Below are 19,429 nucleotides of genomic sequence, written 5' to 3' on the forward strand. Positions count from 1 at the left end.
ACCGGCAGGGCGTTCGGGAGTAGGGCCCGGCGGTCAGTGGCTGCCGGCGAGGCGGCCCTGCGGTGCCGTGCCGAGGGCGCGCAGGCGGCGGCGGGCAGCCGCCAGCAGGCGGCGGGCGGCCTGCGCAATGTATTCGTCGCGAAGCCGATGGGCGCGGGCAGTCAGCGCGTCGACCTGCTCCGGAGTAAGCTGCTGCGTGTTCGCGATCGTCGTGCGCTCGTTCATGGTGTGGCCTCCATTGCTTGCCGGTTGGCGATTGGTGGTCATGCTACGGCCGTGGCAGGCTGGGATAATCCGGGGAAAGGGCATACCGCCTTTGCTTTTCAGTCACAGGTGAGGCCGATGGATCGAGCAGCGGAGATGCACATGTTCGTGCGGGCGGTGGACAAAGGGAGCTTCTCCGCCGCCGCGCGCGATCTCGACCTCACCCCTTCCGCGGTGAGCAAGCAGATCCGGCGGCTGGAGGATCGCCTCGGCGTGCGGCTGTTCAACCGCACCACGCGCCGGGTGAGCCTTACCGAGGCCGGGCATGCCTATTACGAGCGCTGCGCGCGCATCCTCCAGGAGATCGAGGAGGCCGAGGAGGCGGTTACCGCCCTCAACGAGAATCCCCGCGGCACGCTGCGGGTGGCGGCCACGGTCGCCTTCGGCCGGGTGGAGGTGCTGCCGCGGATCAACGAGTTCCTCGAGCGCTATCCCGAGCTCAACGTGGAGTTCGAGCTAACCGACCGCCATGTGGATCTGATCGAGGAGGGTATCGACGTCGCCATTCAGTGGCGCGAGCAGATGGAGGACCCGTCCCTGATCGCCCGCCGGCTGTGCGTGAACCGGCGCATCATCTGCGCGGCGCCCTCGTATATCGAGCGCCACGGCAAGCCCGCCAGCCCCGAGGAACTTCTCGAGCACAACTGCCTCACTCTCTACGAGGTCTCCCAGTTCAACGACTGGGCCTTCGAGGATGCCGAGCACGGCTATCGGGTGCTGCATGTGGGTGGCAACTTCCGCGCGAACACCGCTGATGCCCTGTACGAGGCGGCGCTCTCGGGCGCCGGCCTGGCGCGCCTGTCCACCTGGCTGGTGATGCCCGCGATTCGCGCCGGGCGGCTGGTGCCGGTGCTGCCGCAGTACCCCCACGAGAGCTCGGCCTATTTCGTCCTCTACCCGCACCGGCGGCACCTGTCACGCAAGGTGCGGGCGTTCGTGGACTTTCTGGTGGAGGTGTTCACGCCGATTCCGCCCTGGGAGCGGGAGGGCATCGAGTTCTCCGAGGCGGAGTGGGAGGAGCGCATCCGCCAGGGCTGACGAGGAAAGCCTCATGCGCGGATTTCCGGCGGTTCTAGCCCGCATATCTCGCCGATTCGCGGCTGCGGGCGCGGATCTGGCGGGCAGTCCGGCGTTGCGCTCGGTCCGGGTGCTCGACGTACTGTCGAGTACGCCTGCGCGCCCGAACTCTCCCGCGCCTTGTCCTGCCCGCCATCTCCACGCCCTCGCGTCGCGAATCGGTGAGATATGCGGGCTAGTGGTGATCGCGGTGGTGCTGGCGGGCTGCGCCGGGGTCCCGCGGGGGCCCGACTACGCCCGCGTGCCCCTGGACAGCGAGCTGCGACTGGCGGATGAGCACGTCGCCGACGCCAACGGTTTCCTCTACTTCCAGGGAGGCAGGCGGGTGTCCGCGCCCAACCGCTTCGCGGCGCCCTGGTGCCGGCTGCGCAGCGGCGTGGGGCCGGTGCCGAGGCAGTGGCGCGTTACCGGCTTCGACGTACTGGCCTGGGACAGCGGTGGTGTCGCCCCCGGTCCCGGGTTCGTGGGCCGTGAGAACGACAGCGTCGAGCTGGTGGACTACCGCAGCCTGATGGACCTGCGGACGGCGGACGGGCGCAGCGGTCGGCTGCGCTGCGTGGTCCGCGCCGTCGCCGGCGGCCCGCAGCGTTATCTCACGCCCGAGCAGATCCGCACGATCCTGGAACCGGCGGCGGAGCTGGCTAGCCCGGCGGCGCGGGACCGTTGAGCAACAGGATGGTGGCGTTCAGGTAGACCGCGAAGCTGACCCAGACCAGGTAGGGCGCGAGCAGCCAGCAGGCGGTCGCGCTCACGCGGTGGAAACGGAACATGGTCAGCGCCACCAGCACCCATAGGGCGGCCAGATCCACCAGCGCCAGATCCACGCGGTGCCAGTGGAAGAACAGGATGGACCAAAGGCCGTTGGCGCCGAGCTGAGCGATGAAGGGCAGCAATGCGGGCAGGCCGGCCACCAGGCCGGTGCGGCGCCAGACCAGCCACGCCGAGACGGTCATCAGCGCATAGAGGAGTGTCCACGCCACCGGGAACAGGAGATCCGGCGGCGTGAACGGCGGCTTCTCCAAGCCGGCGTACCAGGCGTCGGAGGGGGTGAGCACACCGCCCATGGCGGCCAGCGTCACCAGCGCCAGCCAGCCGGCGAACCCCAGCAGCGCCCGCCGGCGTCCGCCGGTCTCCTGCAGCAGGTCTCCGGCCACGGGCCTACCAGGTCCCGGTGTTGGGCATGGAAGCCCAGGGCTCCTGCGGCGCGAGCGCCTCGCCCTTCTGCAGCAGCTCCACGGAGATCCCGTCCGGCGAGCGGACGAAGGCCATATGCCCATCCCGCGGTGGGCGGTTGATGGTTACGCCGCCGTCCTGCAGACGCTGGCAGAGGGCGTAGATGTCATCCACGCGAAAGGCGAGATGGCCGAAGTTGCGGCCGCCGCTGTAGGTCTCCGGGTCCCAGTTGTAGGTGAGCTCGAGCATTGGCGACTTCTCGGCCCGGGCACGCTCCACGTCCTCGTCGGCGGCGAGGAAGATCAGCGTGAAGCGGCCCTGCTCGCTGTCGCGGCGGCTCATTTCGCGCATGCCGAGCAGCTCGCAGTAGAAGTGCAGCGAGGCATCGATGTCGCTGATGCGGACCATGGTGTGCAGGTATTGCATGGACTGTCTCCAGGCGGCGACGGGTTGGAGGGGCACTCTACCAGCGCCCGCGCCGGGGATCAGCGAGCTGCTGGTGCAGCCAGCCGTCGAGCTCGGCGGCGAGATCGGCCAGGGCTCGGTTGGCGGCGGCGGCCGCGGCCGCGGGTCCGGCGGCCTCCGCCGCGGCCGTGGCCTCGACCCGGCGCTGCGCGATCAACTCGCCCTCCCGGTCCAGCAGCCGGATGCGCAGGCCGATGCGGGCCTCGCCGGCGCCGCCGCCGCCGCGGTAGTCCTGCTCCAGGCGCAGCAGCTCCAGCTCCAGGCGGTAGTCCGCCACCGGCGGCGGGGCACCCGTGAGCACCGCGCGAAACCGTCCGGTGCGTTCCAGGGCCTCGCCCAGGCGCTCGGTAACCAGCTCGCCAGGGGCGCTCACCCAGCGGGCAGTGGCGAAATAGCGCAGGGCCAGCGCGTCGCCTTCACGATAGGCCATGAGCGGCTGCTCGTAGCCGGCCGCGACGCCCGTAAGGCGCACGCGCAGGACCTCGTCGCCAGTGCCCGCCGCCGGCAGCGCGGGGACCTCCAGGGTGTAGAGGGCGGGCGCCGGCGCGTTCTGCAGCAGCGGCGTGCAGCCGACGAGGAGCGCAGTCAGGGCGAGGGCGGCGAGTCGCCGGCTCATCGTGCGCGCTCCTCGCCGGGCCCCGGCGGCCGCGGGGCGGGCCCGTACAGCAGCTGTGAGGGGTCGTCCTCCAGGCGGGCGGCCAGGCGGCGCAGGCGCTCGGCGGTGCGCTCCAGGGTCTGGAGCAGGTCCTCGGCGATGGGCAGCGTGCGGTCCCCGAGACGTGCCAGATCGCGGCTGCCCTGGTCGCCCAGATTGCTGAGGGAATCCCCGGCCTGGCCGATCCGCTCGGCCATGCGTTCCAGCCCCGTGAGCGTCGCCTCGACCGAGTCGAGCGTCTCCGGTACCCGTGCGGCGGCGACGGCGCCGCTCCCAAAGGCCTCCTCCGCAGCGGCAAGGGCCTCGCGCAGGGCGGCCCGGTCCCGCTCAAGGCCCTCGGCGAGGGCGGCGAAGCTGGTCAGCAGACGGTTGAGGGCGGCGGCGTTCTCCGGGGAAAGCACCGTGTCCAGGCGTGCCGCAATGGTGTCGAGGCTGCTCATGCCCTCGCGCACGAGGGTGTCCAGCTGGCCGAGCAGCGAGCGCTGGTAGGGGATCTCGGGGTAGCGAGCCCCGGGCTCCGGCCGCAGCGGTGATGCCTCCGGCTCGCCTCCGGAGAGCTCGAGATAAGCGCCGCCCGTTAGCCCGCGGCTCTGCAGGGTGGCGGTGGTGCCCTCGCGCACCGGGGCGTCTGGATCCACCGCCAGCAGTAGCCGGATCTCGTTGCGGCGCTCGCGGGCGATGCTGATCTCCGCAATCCGGCCCACCTCGACACCGCGGTAGGTCACCTGGGCATCCCGGTGCAGGCCGCTGGCGGACTCGGTGAGGTAGACCACGTAGTAGCGGCTGTCCGAACCCGTGCCGAGGCCGCCGGCGAGCCAGATGCCGGCGAGCGGCACTGCGACGCCGAGCAGCAGGACGAACAGGCCCACCAGGCTGTAGCTCACTCGGGCTTGCATGAGCGCTCCCTGGCCCGCTGCATCCGCGGGCCTTCGAAATAGCGGCGCACGGCGGGGATCGGCGAGGCGGCCAGGCGGGCGGGCTCCCCGATGTCCAGGACCCGACCGTCGCCCAGGAAGGCGATGCGGTCGGCGATCTCCCAGAGCGAGTCCGCGTCGTGGGTCACCACCACCACCGTCAGCCCCAGCAGCTCGCGCAGGCGCAGGATCAGCCGGTCGAAGGCCGCGGCGCCGAGCGGGTCGAGCCCGGCGGTGGGCTCGTCCAGGAACAGCAGCTCCGGGTCCAGCGCCAGTGCCCGGGCCAGCGCCGCGCGCTTGGTCATGCCGCCGGAGAGCTCGGCCGGATACAGCGCCGCCGCCTCCGCCGGCAGTCCGGCCAGGGCGATCTTGAGCCGCGCCGCCCGGGCCACCAGCGTCGGTGGCAGCCGCGTATGCTCGCGCAGCACGAAGCCGACATTTTCCGCCACGGTGAGCCCGGTGAACAGGGCGCCGTGCTGGAACATCACCCCCAGGCGGCGCCGCAGGGCCCGTTCCGCGCTGCGGCCGAGCCCCCGGGTCGCCTCGCCGAACAGACGGACTTCCCCGGCCGTCGGAGCCAGCAGCAGGCTCATGGCGCGCAGCAGCACCGTCTTGCCCGAGCCGCTGGCGCCGGCGGTGGCCAGCAGCTCCCCGTGACGGACGTCCAGATCCAGCCCGCGATGGACCCGCGTCGAGCCGAGCCGGGTCTCCAGCCCGCGCACCGCGACGATGGGCGAGCCGCGGGGGCTAGAGCCCGATCTGCTGGTAGGCAATGGAGAAGATGGCATCGGCCACGATCACCAGAAAGATGGATTGCACCACGGCCTGCGTGGTCGCAGCGCCTACGGATTCCGCGCTGCCGCTGACGCTCATGCCCTGATGGCAGCCCACCAGGGTAATGAGCACGGCGAACACCGGCGCCTTGGCGAGGCCGGCCCAGTACATGCCCGCAGGCACGGCGTCCGGCAGCCGCTCGAGAAACGTCACCACGCTGATGCCGTGAAAACGCTCGGCCACCAGCATGCCGCCGAGCACCCCCGCTCCGCCGCTCCAGAGCGCGAGCAGGGGCAGGCTCACCACCAGCGCCAGCAGCTTGGGCAGGATCAGCATCTCCGTGGGTGTGATGCCGAGGCTGCGCAGGGCGTCCAGCTCCTCGGTCAGGCGCATGGTGCCGATCTGTGCCGCATAGGCCGAGCCGGTGCGCCCCGCCACGATGATGGCAGCGAGCAGCGGTCCGAGCTCCCGCGCCATGGTGATGCCGATGAGATCCACGAGATAGATGCTGGCACCGTAGGCGGCCAGGGTCGTCCCGCCCTGATAGGCCATGACGATGCCCATGAGGAAGGCGAGCAGGCCGGTAATGGGCAGCGCGGTCACCCCGGCCCGCTCGATCTCGTGGACCACCTGCCGCCAGCGCACGCGCCCGGGCCGGGCGAGCCGCCCCGCGCTCTCCACGCTGACGTCGCCGACGAAATCCAGGAAGCGCATGCCCTCGCCGGCAGCCTTCACCGTCCGGCGGCCGAGCGCCTCCAGGCCCCGCGGCCGTCGCGGCGGGCGCGCCGGCGGGCGGTCATGTTCGGCGACGATGCCGAGCAGCGCCTCGTGGGCTGGATGCGCCCCAGCCAGCGCGGCGCCGCCCAGCCGCTCGCGCACGCTGGCGAGCAGCAGCGCGCCGGCGCTGTCCAGCCGGCTGACCGCAGAGAGGTCGAGCCGCCAGCCGCCCGACCGCGGCTCCGCAGGCGGCAGGCGCCGCGCCACCGCGCCCAGCGCCGGCGCCGTCCAGGGCCCCCTGGCCCGGGCGACGCGGGCCTCCCGGTCGAGCTCCAGCTGCGGTATCTGCGGATTGGTGGCGATGGCGCGGGTCTCCGCGGGGATCACCTCGGGAGGATAACCCCCGAGCGCCAATGTGTCCGCGAGCTTGGTGGTGACTCGTTGTACGGTGCCGGGTGCGATGAGCGGTGGGAGCGCCCGGGACACGCTGTGAATACCTCCCTGTAGGCTCGTAGGCAAGATCCCTCTCGCCTACGGTCCCGGGCGCTCCCACCGCTCATCGCACGGCTGCCCGTGGTGGCTGATCCGCGACACACGTGATCGCTCCCGTTGGCTGCTGGCACGCTGCCAGACGAAATGCGTCTTGCTCCTGCGCATGTGGGGCCCGGAGCGCCGCGCCGAGGGCGTGATCCAACAGTCCCGCACCAGGCATGGCCGCCAAGCTCGGCCAACGCGCCGCGGATGTAGGCTCTAATCGCCGGCCCCGCTCAGAGTCCGGCGCACCGCGTCGTGCCAGCCGGCAATGATGTCGCTGCGGTCGGTGTCGGCGAGCGCCGGCCGGAAACGCTGGTCCAGCTTCCAGTGGCTGCCGAGGGCATCCAGTGACGGCCAGAGGCCATGCTGCAGGCCGGCCAGATAGGCGGCGCCGAGGGCGGTGGTCTCGATGACCTGCGGGCGTTCCACCGCGATGCCGGTGAGGTCGGCGAGCCGCTGCAGCAGCCAGTCGTTCGCCACCATGCCGCCGTCCACGCGCAGCGTCTCCAGATCGCCGCCGGCGTCGGCGGCCATCGCCGCCACCAGATCCCCGGTCTGCAGGCAGACCGAGTCCAGCGCCGCACGCACCAGCTCGGCGACACCGGTATCCCGGGTGAGCCCGAACAGCGCCCCGCGGGCGTCCGGGTCCCACCAGGGGGCGCCCAGTCCGGTGAAGGCGGGGACCAGATACAGCCGGTCCTCGCGGGCGCGGCGGGCCAGAATCTCGCTCTCGGCGGCGCTGGCGATGACGCCGAGGCCGTCGCGCAGCCACTGCACGGCTGCACCGGCGACGAAGATCGAGCCCTCGAGGGCGTAGGTGGGGCGGCCGTGCAGCCGGTAGGCGAGGGTGGTGAGCAGGCGGTTGTCCGAGAGCACGGCGCGCTCGCCGGTGTTCATGAGCGCGAAGCAGCCGGTGCCGTAGGTGCTCTTGATCATGCCCGGGGCGAAGCAGCTCTGGCCGACCACGGCGGCGTGCTGATCCCCCGCGACGCCCTGGATGGGCAGGCTCACGCCAAGGACATCCGGATCGGTCTCGCCGAAGTCCGCGGCGCTGTCGAGCACCTCCGGGAGCAGGCCCGCCGGGACCTCGAACAGCGCGAGCAGGTCGTCGTCCCAGTCCTGGCGGTGGATGTCGAAGAGCAGCGTACGGCAGGCGTTGGTGGCGTCGGTGGCGTGCCTGCGGCCGCCGGTGAAGCGCCAGATCAGCCAGCTGTCCACGGTGCCGAAGGCGAGTTCCCCGGCATCCGCCCGCTCCCGGGCGCCTTCCACGTGATCCAGGATCCAGGCCACCTTGCTCGCCGAGAAGTAGGGGTCGAGCAGCAGGCCCGTGCGCGCGCGCACGGTGGGCTCATGACCGCCATCGCGCAGCGCGCTGCAGGTCTCGGCAGTGCGCCGGTCCTGCCAGACGATGGCGTTGTGCACCGGCTCGCCCGTGCGCCGGTCCCAGACCACGGTGGTCTCGCGCTGATTGGTGATGCCGAGGCTGAGCACCCGGGCGCCGGCGTCGCTGGCATCCGCCAGGGCCTTTCGGCAAACGTCCACGGTGGAGCGCCAGAGGTCCTCCGGGTCATGCTCCACCCAGCCGCTGTGGGGGTAGTGCTGACGGAACTCCTGCTGGGCGCTGGCGACGATGTGCCCATCGACATCGAACACGATGGCGCGGGAGCTTGTCGTGCCCTGGTCGACGGCGAGTATGCAGGCATGCTCCGCCATGGCTCTCCTCCTCGGGGCGCGCGGCGTGCGCCGCCGCGGTTGTCGTTTGCCGCCATGATCGAGTGCGGTCCGCAAATGTCAAGCCCGCAATTTTCGGAAGCGAACGTTCGCCGCTGCTAGACTGCGCTCGAAGATGTTGCCCGGAGGAGACCCTCGATGCCGCCTGCACTGTCCGCGGTCAGCCTCAACCGGCGCCAGCAGGAGATGCTCGGCCTGGTTCGCCAGCAGGGATTCGTGTCCGTCGAGGCCCTGGCGCAGCACTTCGCCGTCACCGCCCAGACCATCCGCCGCGACATCAACGCCCTCTGCCGGCATGGCCTGCTGCGTCGCTACCACGGCGGCGCGGGACTGCCCTCCAGCGTCGAGAACGTTGCCTACACGGCGCGCCAGGTGCTCCACCCGGAGGCCAAGGAGCGCATCGCCCGCGAGGTGGCGCAGTACATCCCCAACCAGGCCTCGCTCTACATCACCCTCGGCACCACCACCGAGGCCGTGGCCCGCGCCCTGCTGGACCACGAGGGCCTGCGGGTGATCACCAACAACCTCAACGTGGCGACCATCCTTTCCGGCAATCCGAGCTGCGAGGTGATCATCGCCGGCGGCGTCGTGCGCCACCGGGACCGCGGCGTCACCGGCGAGGCCACCATCGACTTCATGAACCAGTTCAAGGTCGACTACGCGGTGATGGGCATCTCCGGCATCGAGCACGACGGTACCCTGCTGGACTTCGACTACCGCGAGGTACGGGTGCTGCAGGCCATCATGCGCAATGCGCGCACCCTGCTGCTCGCCGCCGACCACAGCAAGTTCGGACGCAACGCGCTGGTGAAGGTGGCGGACCTGAGCCAGGTGGACGTCCTGTTCACGGACGCTGAGCCACCGGCCCCGGTGCGGCGGCTGATGGCCGAGCATGACGGCGAGATCGTCGTGGCCGCGCCAGAAGAGGAAGCGGCGCCGGCCGCAGACGCATAGTCTTCATCGATGCGCGGAAATGTTCGGGTTGACGCGCGCGACGGGCGTGCTATGTTTGAAACCGAACATTGCATCGGCTCCGCAGCGATCGGGGCCTGACGAGGAGGAGAGCCCGTGAGCGGAGCCGCAGCGGAGACTGCCGACCGTTACGACGTGGTCGTCGTCGGGGGTGGCATCAACGGAGCCGGGATTGCCCGGGACGCCGCCGGCCGCGGACTGCGCGTAATGCTCTGCGAACAGGGTGATCTCGCCAACTACACCTCCTCCGCCAGCACCAAGCTCGTCCACGGCGGGCTGCGCTACCTGGAGTACTATGAATTCCGGCTGGTGCGAAAGGCGCTTGCCGAGCGTGAGGTGCTGCTCGGAATCGCGCCGCACATCATCTGGCCGCTGCGCTTCGTCATGCCCCACGTGCGCGAGCTGCGCCCGGCCTGGATGATCCGCGCGGGGCTGTTCCTCTACGACCATCTCGGCGGCCGCAAGAAGCTCGCGGGCTCCCGTGGCATCGATCTGCGCCGGCATCCCGCCGGCGAGCCGCTGCAGGAGGGGCTGACCAAGGGCTTCGTCTACTCCGACTGCTGGGTGCAGGACGCGCGCCTGGTGGTGCTCAACTGCCGTGACGCTGCCGACCGCGGCGCCACCGTTCTGCCCCGCACCCGCTGCGTCGGCGCCGAGCGGAACGGCGAGGGCTGGCTGGTGGGGCTGGAAGACACCGTGACCGGCTCCCGCCGGCAGGTGCATGCCCGGGCGGTGGTCAACGCCGCCGGCCCCTGGGTCGGTCGCTTCCTGGGCGAGGCCATGCATGACGAGCGCAAGCGCGACGTGCACCTGGTCAAGGGCAGTCACATCGTCGTGCCCAAGCTCTTCGAGCACGACCACGCCTATCTCTTCCAGCACACCGATGGCCGCGTGATCTTCGCCATCCCCTACGAGGGCGAGTTCACCCTCATCGGCACCACCGACGTCGCCTACGAGGGCGACCCGGCCACCGCCAGCGCCAGCGCCGAGGAGATCGACTACCTCTGCCAGGCCGTCAACCGCTACTTCCGGCGGCCAGTGAGCGCCGACGACGTGGTCTGGACCTACTCCGGCGTGCGCGCGCTCTACGACGAGGATGACTCCGAGAACGCCTCGGCGCTGAGCCGCGACTACACTCTGGATCTGGACACCCGGGCGGCGCCCCTGCTGTCGGTGTTCGGCGGCAAGATCACCACCTATCGCACGCTCGCCCGCGAGGCCGTGGACCGCATCGCGCCGTTGCTCGGCGCCGAGATCCGCGACTGGACCGGCACGGCGGCGCTGCCCGGGGGCGACATCCGCGACGGCGATTTCGAGGGCTATCTGCAGGGGCTGCTGGCCGCCCGCCCCTGGCTGCCGGAGAGCCTCGGCTGGCGGCTGGCGCGCAACTACGGGCGTGATGCCGAACGGATACTCGGGGCGGCGCAGGGGGTCGAGGGGCTCGGCGAGCACTTCGGCGCCGACCTCTACGAGGCGGAGCTCCGGCACCTGGCCGAGCGCGAGTGGGCGATGACCGGCGACGACGCCATCTGGCGGCGCAGCAAGCTCGGCCTGCAGCTCAACGCTGCGGAGCAGGCGCGCGTGGCGGAATGGTTCCAGACGAGGCAGGAGAGGGGAGCGAGCGCATCATGAGTCTGGTGCTCGAGGGGGTATCCCGCCGGGTCGACGGCGAGCTGCATATCGACGACATCTCGCTGACCTGCGAGCGCGCGGGCTTCAACGTGCTGCTCGGGCTCACCGAGGCCGGCAAGACCACGCTCATGCGCCTGATGGCGGGGCTGGACCGCCCCACCACCGGCCGCGTGCTGGAGGACGGCCGCGACGTCACCCACGTGCCGGTGCGCCGGCGCGGGGTGGCCATGGTCTACCAGCAGTTCATCAACTACCCCTCGCTCACCGTCTACGACAACATCGCCTCGCCGCTGAAGCTGGCCGGTCTGGCCCGCAGCGAGATCGAGCAGCGGGTCCGGCGCGAGGCCGAGCGCCTGCATATCGAGCACCTGCTGAACCGTCTGCCGGCGGAGCTGTCCGGCGGCCAGCAGCAGCGCACGGCCATGGCCCGGGCGCTGGTGCGTGATGCGAGCCTGGTGCTGCTGGACGAGCCGCTGGTCAACCTCGACTACAAGCTGCGCGAGGAGCTGCGCTCGGAGCTGCGGGACATCTTCGAGGACCGCGACGCCGTCGTGGTGTATGCCACCACGGACCCGCAGGAGGCCCTGGTGCTCGGCGGCCGCACCGCAGTGCTCCATGAGGGGAAGCTGGTGCAGCACGGTCCCACGCCACACGTCTACCGCCACCCCGCCAGTACCACCGTGGCCCAGGTATTCGCCGATCCGCCCATGAACCTGATCGGCGCCCGGCTTGACGACGGCGAGCTGCGCATCGGCGATGCGGCCCGGGTGCCGGCGCCGGCGCACTTCGGCGGGCTGCCGGCCGGGCACTACGAGATCGGCATCCGCCCGACCCACCTGAGCCTCGACGCCGCCGGCGCAGCCATCACCCTCAACGGCGAGGTGGAGGTGGCGGAGATCGCCGGCTCGGTGACCTTCGTCCACCTGGCCGTGGGGGGGCGTGACTGGGTGGTGGAGGAGGCCGGCGTGCACCCGCTCGAGCTCGGCAGTGCAGTGACCATCGCCGCCGAGCCCAGCCGGCTGTACGCCTTCGACGCCAACGGCCGCCTCGCGGCGGCGCCCGAGAGCTGACCCGGAAGACACCATGGCCCGTATCGAGCTGAGCAATCTGGCCCATCAGTACACGCCCGGGGCGGAGTACGCCCTGCAGAGCATGGACCACGTCTGGGAGGACGGGGGCGCCTACGCGTTGCTCGGTCCTTCCGGCTGCGGCAAGACCACGCTGCTGAACATCATCTCGGGGCTCGTCCAGCCCTCGGAGGGGCGGGTGCTGTTCGACGGCCGCGACGTCACCGCCCTGCCGCCGGAGCGGCGCAACATCGGCCAGGTTTTCCAGTTCCCGGTCATCTACGACACGATGAGCGTCTACGACAACCTGGCCTTCCCCCTGCGCAACCGCGGCATCGCCGCCGACGCGGTGGACAAGCGGGTCCGCCAGGTGGCGGACATGCTGAGCCTCGAGCACGTCATCGGCCGCCGCGCCGAGGGCCTCACCGCCGACGCCAAGCAGAAGATCTCGCTGGGCCGGGGCCTGGTGCGCGAGGACGTCGCTGCGGTGCTGTTCGACGAGCCGCTCACCGTGATCGACCCGCATCTGAAGTGGCAGCTGCGGCGCAAGCTGCGCGAGGTCCACGAGCAGCTGCGGCTGACGCTGGTCTACGTCACCCACGACCAGACCGAGGCCATGACCTTCGCCGACCAGGTGGTGGTGATGTACGCCGGGCGGGTGGTGCAGATGGGCAGCCCCGAGGCCCTGTTCGAGCGCCCGGCGCACACCTTCGTCGGCTACTTCATCGGCAGCCCGGGGATGAACTTCCTCGACTGCGCCCTGGACGGCGACGCAGCGGTGGTGGACGGCCACCGCATCCCGCTGGATCCCGAACGCCGTGCGGCCGCGGAGCGCGCCAGCGGCCACCTGCAGCTGGGCATCCGCCCCGAGTACCTGCGTCCGGCGCGGGACGGGGAGCCGGGGCTTGCCGCCCGCGTGGAGCAGGTCGAGGACCTGGGGGATTTCAAGCTCGTTACCGCCCGGCTCGGCGAGCGGGCGCTGCATCTGCGCGTGGCGGAGTCCGAGGCCATCGGCAGTGACGGCATCGAGCTGGTGTTCCCCACGGAGCAGACCCTGCTCTATGCCGACGAGCATCTGGTGGCCTAGGCCGTACGCGCCGGGAGGAGAGAGAGATGGAGAAGCGCGAATACCAGTGGGCCTGGCTGATGGTGCTGCCGGTGGTGGCGGTGGTCGCATTCAGCGCCATCATCCCGCTGATGACGGTGGTCAACTACTCGGTGCAGGACATCTTCGGACCGGACTCCCGGTTCTTCGTCGGCACCGAATGGTTCCGGATCATCCTGCGCGACGAGGACCTGCACGGAGCGCTGCTGCGCCAGTTCGGGTTCTCGGCGGCGGTGCTCGCCATCGAGATCCCGCTCGGCATCGGGCTCGCCCTGTGCATGCCGAAGCGCGGCGTCTGGGTGTCGGTCTGCCTGGTGCTGCTGGCGCTGCCGCTGCTGGTGCCCTGGAACGTGGTGGGCACGGTCTGGCAGGTGTTCGCCCGCCCGGACATTGGCCTTGCCGGGGTGACGCTGAACGCCATCGGCTTCGACTACAACTACACCGGCGACCCCTTCGACGCCTGGCTCACGGTGCTGGTGATGGACGTCTGGCACTGGACGTCGCTGGTGATCCTGCTCTGCTACGCCGGGCTGCAGGCCATCCCCGACGCCTACTACCAGGCGGCACGCATCGACGGGGCCTCGCGCTGGGCCGTGTTCCGCTACATCGAGCTGCCGAAGCTGCGCGGCGTGCTGCTGATCGCCATCCTGCTGCGCTTCATGGACAGCTTCCGGATCTACGCCGAGCCCTCCGTGCTTACCGGCGGTGGCCCGGGCAACGCCACCACGTTCCTGAGTCAGGAGCTCACCACCATGGCGGTGGGGCAATTCGACCTCGGTCCGGCAGCGGCGTTCTCCCTGATCTACTTCCTGATCATCCTGCTGTTCAGCTACGTCTTCTACATGACGATCAACAATCTCGGTAAGGGGGTGAAGTGATGGGCTCGCGCGGGCGCTACATCCTGCTGGGGCTGTGGATCTTCTTCCTGATGCTGCCCCTGTACTGGATGCTGAACATGTCCCTGCAGACCAACCGCGAGATCCTCTCCACGTTCTCGCTGTGGCCGCAGGCGCTCACCCTGGACAACTACGTCAAGATCTTCGGCGATGCGACCTGGTACACGGGCTACCTGAACTCGATCACCTACGTGCTCACCAACACGGTCATCTCGCTCACGGTGGCGCTGCCGGCCGCCTACGCCTTCTCTCGCTTCCACTTCCTGGGCGACAAGCACCTGTTCTTCTGGCTGCTGACCAACGTCATGGCGCCGCCGGCGGTGTTCCTGCTGCCGTTCTTCCAGCTCTACCAGAGCGTGGGCCTGTACGACACGCACATCGCCGTGGCGCTCGCGCACACGCTGTTCACGGTGCCGCTCGCGGTGTGGATCCTCGAGGGCTTCATGTCCGGCGTGCCCAAGGAGATCGACGAGACCGCCTATCTCGACGGCTACTCCTGGCCGCGGTTCTTCGTGACCATCTTCCTGCCGCTGATCCGCTCCGGCGTCGGCGTGACGGCCTTCTTCTGCTTCATGTTCTCGTGGGTGGAGCTGCTGCTCGCACGCACGCTCACCTCCACCGACGCCAAGCCCATCGCCTCGGTGATGACGCGCACCGTCAGCGCCTCGGGTCTCGACTGGGGGCTGCTTGCGGCTGCCGGCGTGCTCACGCTGGTGCCCGGGGCGCTGGTGATCTGGTTCGTGCGCCGGCACATTGCCCGGGGCTTCGCCCTCGGCCGGGTCTGAGAGGAGGGACGTCATGGAAGTCGGACAGCAGGGCGGATTCAGCCTCGACTGGATGGCCTGGACCATGCCGGTGGCCATCTTCTTCACCGCCATCGCGGTGATGCTGGTGGTCTTCGGCGTGCTCCAGTTCGTCTGGCCCACGGTGGAGCGGCGCGGCTTTCTTCCGGTGCCCACCACCCGCGGCGACCGGCTGTTCATGGGGCTGCTCGGCTCCGCCTACATCCATCTGGGCTGGCTCGCATTCACCGAGGCCAACCTGCTTTTCGCATCGGCGCTGGCGGCGGCCTTCATGGCCGTGATGCTGCGCTGGGGGTAGCTGGCCCCTGGGGCGTTACCGCTGCGCGGGCGGCGGGCGCCCGAACGCAGCACGGGCATGTCCCGCCGGCACGGAGCCGGGGGACGGCGATAGTAGAGCAACGGGATAGGCATCCCATGCAGGAGGAGATGACGATGAGACAGCAGACTGGCATTCAGCGGTCGACGACGGCACTCGCCGTGGCGGCCGCGCTGAGCCTGGGTGGTCTGGGGGCTGCCCAGGCTGCTACCGAGGAGGAGATGGCCCGCGCCGAGGAGTGGCTCGACGAGTTCCAGCCCTCGACGCTCACCCGCGAGGAGCAGCTCGCCGAGCTCGAGTGGTTCATCGATGCCGCCAAGCCGTTCCGCGGCATGGACGTGACGGTGGTCTCCGAGACCATCGCTACCCACGAGTACGAGTCCGAGGTGCTCGCAGAGGCCTTCTCCGAGATCACCGGCATCAACCTGACCCATGACCTCATCCAGGAGGGTGACGTCATCGAGGCCGTGCAGACGGAGATGCAGTCAAAGGAGAGCATCTACGACGCCTACGTCAACGATGCCGACCTCATCGGCACGCACTTCCGCTATGGCGACGTCATCCCGCTCTCCGACTACATGGAGGGCGAGGGTGCCGACGTCACCTCGCCGACCCTGGATCTGGACGACTTCATCGGCACCAGCTTTGCCACCGCCCCGGACGGCAAGCTCTACCAGCTCCCGGACCAGCAGTTCGCCAACCTCTACTGGTTCCGCTACGACTGGTTCCAGCGCGAGGACCTGCAGGAGCAGTTCGAGGAGATCTACGGCTATGAGCTGGGCGTGCCCGTGAACTGGTCCGCCTATGAGGACATCGCCGAGTTCTTCACCGAGCACGTCCAGGAGATCGACGGCGAGCGCGTCTACGGCCACATGGACTACGGCAAGAAGGACCCGTCCCTGGGCTGGCGCTTCACCGACGCCTGGCTGTCCATGGCCGGCGCTGGCGACAAGGGCATCCCCAACGGTCTGCCGGTGGACGAATGGGGCATTCGCGTGGAGGACTGCCATCCGGTGGGCTCGGACGTCCGCCGCGGCGGTGCGGTAAACAGCCCGGCGGCGGTGTACGCCCTGCGCAAGTACATCGAGTGGCTGAAGGCCTACGCGCCGCCGGAGGCCTCGGGCATGACCTTCTCCGAGGCCGGCCCGGTGCCTGCCCAGGGCAACATCGCCCAGCAGATCTTCTGGTACACCGCCTTTACCGCCTCCATGGCCGAGGAGGGCATCCCGGTGGTGAACGAGGACGGCACCACCAAGTGGCGCATGGCCCCCTCGCCCCACGGCCCGTACTGGGAGGAGGGCATGAAGGTCGGCTATCAGGACGTCGGTTCCTGGACGCTGTTCGAGCATGCCGACCCGGAGCGCCGCAAGGCGGCCTGGCTCTACGCCCAGTTCGTGACGTCGAAGACCGTGTCCCTGAAGAAGACCCACGTGGGCCTCACGCCCATTCGTGAGTCGGACATCATGCACGAGTCCTTCACGGAGCGGGCGCCGGAGCTCGGCGGTCTGGTGGAGTTCTACCGCAGCCCGGCCCGGCTGCAGTGGACCGACACCGGCACCAACGTGCCGGACTATCCGCGTCTTGCCCAGCTCTGGTGGTCCAATGTGGCCGAGGCGGTGACGGGCAACGTCCCGCCGCAGGAGGCCATGGACACGCTGGCCGAGCAGCAGGACCGGGTGATGCAGCGCCTGGAGCGGGCGAACGTGCAGGAGCGCTGCGGTCCGCGGCTGAACGAGCTGCGTGACGCGCAGTACTGGTTCGACCAGCCGGGTGCGCCGAAGCCGGCGCTGGAGAACGAGAAGCCGCAGGGCGAGACGGTGCCCTACGACGAGCTCGTGCAGAGCTGGCGGGAGGCCAGCAACTGAGGCGCTGACCACGCCACGTCAACGCGAGGGGGCCTGCGGGCCCCCTTGTTTTTGGTGGCGTCTGCGGCGTATCCGGGGCAGGCTGGCACTAAAGCGGAAAGAACCGCCATCGCTGGGTGGTTGTTCCGCGACGGTTGAACTGAGTCAGGTGCCTCGATCTCCGTAGGAGGCCTGCAATCGGTATGTCGGACATTCGGCGCGAGGGCGCGCCTCCCACAGGCCTTAACTTGTCGTGTTGCCAGGATCGGAGCCTGTGGGAGCGGCGCCCCCGCCGCGAATCTCCCGGGCAGGTGATACGAGGCGATTTGAGTAGGAAACAACCATGGACTCTGTCTTCCCGCCATTCTCCCCCCGCCGCCGACGTTTCCTACGCGCTGGAGCGGGCCTGCTCGGTACCGGGCTGCTGCCTCTGCCGTTGCGGGCGCTGGCCGCGTCGCCCGGCGAGGTCCGCCGGCTGCATCCGGCCCCGGCCGCGTGGCGTCTCGGCGGCGATGCGCACCCGCCGGTGGACGTCTGGGCCTACGAGGGGACCGTGCCCGGCCCGGTGCTGCGGGTGCGGCAGGGTGAGCGGCTGCGGGTGCGCGTGGACAACGGGCTCGACGAGCCGACCAGCGTCCACTGGCACGGGCTCCGGCTGCCCAACGCCATGGACGGGGTGCCCGGGGTGACTCAGGCGCCCATCGCGCCCGGGGCCGCGTTCGACTATGCCTTCCACGCGGTGGATGCCGGCACCTTCTGGTACCACCCGCATATCCGCAGCGAGCAGCAGGTAGGGCGCGGGCTCTACGGCGCGCTGATCGTCGAGGAGCGGGAGCCGCCGGCGGTGGATGGCGAATGGCTCTGGGTGCTGGATGACTGGCGCATCACCCGTGAGGGCCAGCTCGCGGCGTTCGGGAACTGGCACGATCGCAGCCATGGCGGGCGGGTCGGCAACTGGACCACGGTCAACGGCACGCCGCCGGCCGAGCACGCACTGCATCGGGGCGAGCGCGTGCGGCTGCGGCTGGTGAACGCCGCCAATGCCCGTATCTTCGGTCTGCGCTTCGGCGGCCACCGCCCCTGGCTGATGGCCCTGGACGGCCATCCGGTGCCGCCGCGGCGGCTCGACGCCGACGAGCCGATGGTGCTCGGCCCCGGCATGCGGGCGGATCTGTTCCTGGACGGCGAGGCGCATGAGCCCGGCAGTGGGCACGAGGTCTTCGATGCCTTCGCCCGGGAGGCCACGGCCCCCGTCGCCCGCCTGCGCTACGCTGCGCCCCGGCGCGAGGCGGCCCCCGGCGAGCCGGCACCGCTGCCGGCGAATCCCGTGCCGGAGCCGGACCTGGCGCGCGCGGAACGCCACGAGATCACCCTGGATGGCGGCGCCATGGGCAATATCGACGCGCTGACCATCGACGGCCGCCCGGCCGGCATGAGGCTGATTCGCGAGACCGGTCTGATGTGGGGGATCAACGGGGTCGCCGCCGGCGGCCACCATCTGCCGCCGGCGCTCACGCTGGCCCGCGGCGCCCACGTGCGGCTGCGCCTGCGCAACAACACCGCCTGGCCCCATCCCATGCACCTGCACGGCCATGCCTTCCGGGTGCTGACGCGCAACGATGCCCCGGTGCCGGATCGGCCCTGGCAGGATACGGTCCTGCTCGACCGCCGCGAGACCGCCGAGGTGGCGTTCGTGGCGGACAACCCCGGTGACTGGATGTTTCACTGCCACATACTGGAGCACCAGGCGGCGGGGATGATGACGTTGCTGCGGGTTGCCTGACCCCAACCTGCCGTGGCACGGCGCCCAGTTCTGAACAGCACAGGAGAAGCTTCATGCGATGGTTTTCGAGCCCGACCCCCCGGATGGCGAGCGCCGTATTGGCCTCGAGCGTGCTTCTGGCGGGTACGACCGCAGCGCTGGCCCATGGCGAGGCGGAGCCCGGGCCGCATGGCGGGGAGATCCGCATGCCCGGGGCGTTCCACACCGAGGTCGTGGCCGCGTCCGGGGCACTGCGGGTGTATCTGCTGGACATGCAGTTCGAGAACCCGCAGACCGCGGAGTCCTCCGTCGAGGTAACCGTCCGCCAGCAGGGCGAGACGCACCGGGTGGAGTGCACGGCCGCCGAGCGGGCGTTCCGCTGCCCGCTGCCCGACGGGGTCAGCCTGAACGCCGGCGCGCTCGAGGTCAGCGCGGTGCGTGGCGGCGGCCAGTCCTGGGACGCGGAGTACTCGCTGCCGCTGGCATTCTCCGGCGGCTAGCCCGGAACTCTCACCGATTCGCGCAGCGAGGGCGTGGAGATGGCGGGCAGGACAAGGCGCGGGAGAGTCCGGGCGCGCAGGCGTACTCGACAGTACGTCGAGCACGCGGACCGAGCGCAACGCCGGACTGCCCGTCAGATCCGCGTCCGCAGCCGCGGATCGGTGAGATTTCCGGGCTAGGGCTGCGCCTCTGACGATGAACGGCCCCACGCCGAGGCGCGGGGCCGC

20 protein-coding genes are annotated in these 19,429 nt (G+C 70.3%); 12 read left to right on the forward strand and 8 right to left on the reverse strand.

Annotated features, from left to right (window positions below):
* Nucleotides 1–33: 33 nt before the first annotated feature.
* Nucleotides 34–225: an RSP_7527 family protein gene (locus LMH63_RS02285; protein WP_109678982.1), complete on the reverse strand. Its 192-nt coding sequence runs from the start codon at nt 223–225 to the stop codon at nt 34–36.
* Nucleotides 226–342: 117 nt separating this feature from the next.
* On the opposite strand from LMH63_RS02285, the gene LMH63_RS02290 reads away from it, so the two are divergent.
* Entirely contained in the window at nt 343–1,302 is a 960-nt protein-coding gene (locus LMH63_RS02290) for a LysR family transcriptional regulator (protein ID WP_109678981.1), read from the forward strand.
* Between the two features lie 217 nt (nt 1,303–1,519).
* Nucleotides 1,520–2,008 (forward strand): hypothetical protein, encoded by a 489-nt coding sequence (locus LMH63_RS02295; protein WP_109678980.1) that lies wholly within the window; start codon nt 1,520–1,522, stop codon nt 2,006–2,008.
* Here the strand turns inward: LMH63_RS02295 and LMH63_RS02300 are convergent.
* The 7 genes from LMH63_RS02300 to glpK form a co-directional block, all read right to left on the reverse strand.
* A complete protein-coding gene (locus LMH63_RS02300) occupies nt 1,983–2,495 on the reverse strand; it encodes a TspO/MBR family protein (protein WP_229332695.1) in 513 nt (170 codons plus the stop codon). The genes LMH63_RS02295 and LMH63_RS02300 overlap by 26 nt on opposite strands.
* 4 nt (nt 2,496–2,499) lie before the next feature.
* A complete protein-coding gene (gloA, locus tag LMH63_RS02305; protein WP_109678979.1) occupies nt 2,500–2,940 on the reverse strand; it encodes a lactoylglutathione lyase in 441 nt (146 codons plus the stop codon).
* Nucleotides 2,941–2,977: 37 nt separating this feature from the next.
* Entirely contained in the window at nt 2,978–3,595 is a 618-nt protein-coding gene (locus LMH63_RS02310; protein WP_109678978.1) for an ABC-type transport auxiliary lipoprotein family protein, read from the reverse strand.
* Entirely contained in the window at nt 3,592–4,530 is a 939-nt protein-coding gene (locus LMH63_RS02315; RefSeq protein WP_109678977.1) for an MlaD family protein, read from the reverse strand. The genes LMH63_RS02310 and LMH63_RS02315 overlap by 4 nt, the downstream gene beginning before the upstream one ends.
* Nucleotides 4,515–5,321: an ABC transporter ATP-binding protein gene (locus LMH63_RS02320; RefSeq protein ID WP_229332696.1), complete on the reverse strand. Its 807-nt coding sequence runs from the start codon at nt 5,319–5,321 to the stop codon at nt 4,515–4,517. The genes LMH63_RS02315 and LMH63_RS02320 overlap by 16 nt, the downstream gene beginning before the upstream one ends.
* Complete coding sequence (locus tag LMH63_RS02325; RefSeq protein WP_199225676.1) at nt 5,296–6,525, reverse strand: ABC transporter permease; 1,230 nt, start codon at nt 6,523–6,525, stop codon at nt 5,296–5,298. Before LMH63_RS02325 ends, LMH63_RS02320 begins: the two co-directional genes overlap by 26 nt.
* 264 nt (nt 6,526–6,789) lie before the next feature.
* Nucleotides 6,790–8,286 carry a glycerol kinase GlpK gene (gene glpK, locus LMH63_RS02330; RefSeq protein ID WP_109678975.1) on the reverse strand — a complete coding sequence of 499 codons (1,497 nt, stop codon included), beginning with the start codon at nt 8,284–8,286 and terminating at the stop codon, nt 6,790–6,792.
* 156 nt (nt 8,287–8,442) lie between these two features.
* Between glpK and LMH63_RS02335 the strand changes: the two genes are divergently transcribed.
* From LMH63_RS02335 to LMH63_RS02380, 10 genes are all read left to right on the forward strand, one after another.
* Complete coding sequence (locus LMH63_RS02335; RefSeq protein WP_109678974.1) at nt 8,443–9,258, forward strand: DeoR/GlpR family DNA-binding transcription regulator; 816 nt, start codon at nt 8,443–8,445, stop codon at nt 9,256–9,258.
* Nucleotides 9,259–9,372: 114 nt separating this feature from the next.
* Nucleotides 9,373–10,908, forward strand: coding sequence for a glycerol-3-phosphate dehydrogenase (gene glpD, locus LMH63_RS02340; protein WP_109678973.1), 1,536 nt, complete (start codon nt 9,373–9,375; stop codon nt 10,906–10,908).
* A complete protein-coding gene (locus LMH63_RS02345) occupies nt 10,905–11,978 on the forward strand; it encodes an ABC transporter ATP-binding protein (protein WP_109678972.1) in 1,074 nt (357 codons plus the stop codon). The genes glpD and LMH63_RS02345 overlap by 4 nt, the downstream gene beginning before the upstream one ends.
* Nucleotides 11,979–11,991: 13 nt before the next feature.
* The gene (locus tag LMH63_RS02350) at nt 11,992–13,062 is read left to right on the forward strand and encodes an ABC transporter ATP-binding protein (protein ID WP_109678971.1); all 1,071 of its coding nucleotides are present in this window, start codon (nt 11,992–11,994) and stop codon (nt 13,060–13,062) included.
* Between the two features lie 26 nt (nt 13,063–13,088).
* Nucleotides 13,089–13,958 (forward strand): carbohydrate ABC transporter permease, encoded by an 870-nt coding sequence (locus tag LMH63_RS02355; RefSeq protein WP_109678970.1) that lies wholly within the window; start codon nt 13,089–13,091, stop codon nt 13,956–13,958.
* Entirely contained in the window at nt 13,958–14,761 is an 804-nt protein-coding gene (locus LMH63_RS02360) for a carbohydrate ABC transporter permease (RefSeq protein ID WP_109678969.1), read from the forward strand. The genes LMH63_RS02355 and LMH63_RS02360 overlap by 1 nt, the downstream gene beginning before the upstream one ends.
* A 13-nt stretch (nt 14,762–14,774) precedes the next feature.
* Nucleotides 14,775–15,077: a DUF2160 domain-containing protein gene (locus LMH63_RS02365; RefSeq protein ID WP_109678968.1), complete on the forward strand. Its 303-nt coding sequence runs from the start codon at nt 14,775–14,777 to the stop codon at nt 15,075–15,077.
* A gap of 134 nt (nt 15,078–15,211) precedes the next feature.
* Nucleotides 15,212–16,960 carry an ABC transporter substrate-binding protein gene (locus LMH63_RS02370; RefSeq protein ID WP_109679021.1) on the forward strand — a complete coding sequence of 583 codons (1,749 nt, stop codon included), beginning with the start codon at nt 15,212–15,214 and terminating at the stop codon, nt 16,958–16,960.
* A gap of 322 nt (nt 16,961–17,282) precedes the next feature.
* Entirely contained in the window at nt 17,283–18,722 is a 1,440-nt protein-coding gene (locus tag LMH63_RS02375) for a multicopper oxidase family protein (protein WP_109678967.1), read from the forward strand.
* A 53-nt stretch (nt 18,723–18,775) separates the two neighbouring features.
* The gene (locus LMH63_RS02380; RefSeq protein ID WP_146205222.1) at nt 18,776–19,201 is read left to right on the forward strand and encodes a hypothetical protein; all 426 of its coding nucleotides are present in this window, start codon (nt 18,776–18,778) and stop codon (nt 19,199–19,201) included.
* The last annotated feature ends 228 nt before the right edge of the window (nt 19,202–19,429 follow it).

Source organism: Spiribacter halobius (genome assembly GCF_020883455.1).
Taxonomy (GTDB): domain Bacteria; phylum Pseudomonadota; class Gammaproteobacteria; order Nitrococcales; family Nitrococcaceae; genus Sediminicurvatus; species Sediminicurvatus halobius.

Coding starts and splice junctions, on each gene's coding strand:
- LMH63_RS02365 (WP_109678968.1), top strand. CDS start 14,775: ATGGAAGTCGGACAGCAGGGCGGATTCAGCCTCGACTGGATGGCCTGG.
- LMH63_RS02370 (WP_109679021.1), top strand. CDS start 15,212: ATGAGACAGCAGACTGGCATTCAGCGGTCGACGACGGCACTCGCCGTG.
- glpK (WP_109678975.1), bottom strand. CDS start 8,286: ATGGCGGAGCATGCCTGCATACTCGCCGTCGACCAGGGCACGACAAGC.
- LMH63_RS02285 (WP_109678982.1), bottom strand. CDS start 225: ATGAACGAGCGCACGACGATCGCGAACACGCAGCAGCTTACTCCGGAG.
- LMH63_RS02315 (WP_109678977.1), bottom strand. CDS start 4,530: ATGCAAGCCCGAGTGAGCTACAGCCTGGTGGGCCTGTTCGTCCTGCTG.
- LMH63_RS02310 (WP_109678978.1), bottom strand. CDS start 3,595: ATGAGCCGGCGACTCGCCGCCCTCGCCCTGACTGCGCTCCTCGTCGGC.
- LMH63_RS02350 (WP_109678971.1), top strand. CDS start 11,992: ATGGCCCGTATCGAGCTGAGCAATCTGGCCCATCAGTACACGCCCGGG.
- LMH63_RS02345 (WP_109678972.1), top strand. CDS start 10,905: ATGAGTCTGGTGCTCGAGGGGGTATCCCGCCGGGTCGACGGCGAGCTG.
- LMH63_RS02335 (WP_109678974.1), top strand. CDS start 8,443: ATGCCGCCTGCACTGTCCGCGGTCAGCCTCAACCGGCGCCAGCAGGAG.
- LMH63_RS02360 (WP_109678969.1), top strand. CDS start 13,958: ATGGGCTCGCGCGGGCGCTACATCCTGCTGGGGCTGTGGATCTTCTTC.
- gloA (WP_109678979.1), bottom strand. CDS start 2,940: ATGCAATACCTGCACACCATGGTCCGCATCAGCGACATCGATGCCTCG.
- LMH63_RS02290 (WP_109678981.1), top strand. CDS start 343: ATGGATCGAGCAGCGGAGATGCACATGTTCGTGCGGGCGGTGGACAAA.
- LMH63_RS02380 (WP_146205222.1), top strand. CDS start 18,776: ATGCGATGGTTTTCGAGCCCGACCCCCCGGATGGCGAGCGCCGTATTG.
- LMH63_RS02375 (WP_109678967.1), top strand. CDS start 17,283: ATGGACTCTGTCTTCCCGCCATTCTCCCCCCGCCGCCGACGTTTCCTA.
- LMH63_RS02355 (WP_109678970.1), top strand. CDS start 13,089: ATGGAGAAGCGCGAATACCAGTGGGCCTGGCTGATGGTGCTGCCGGTG.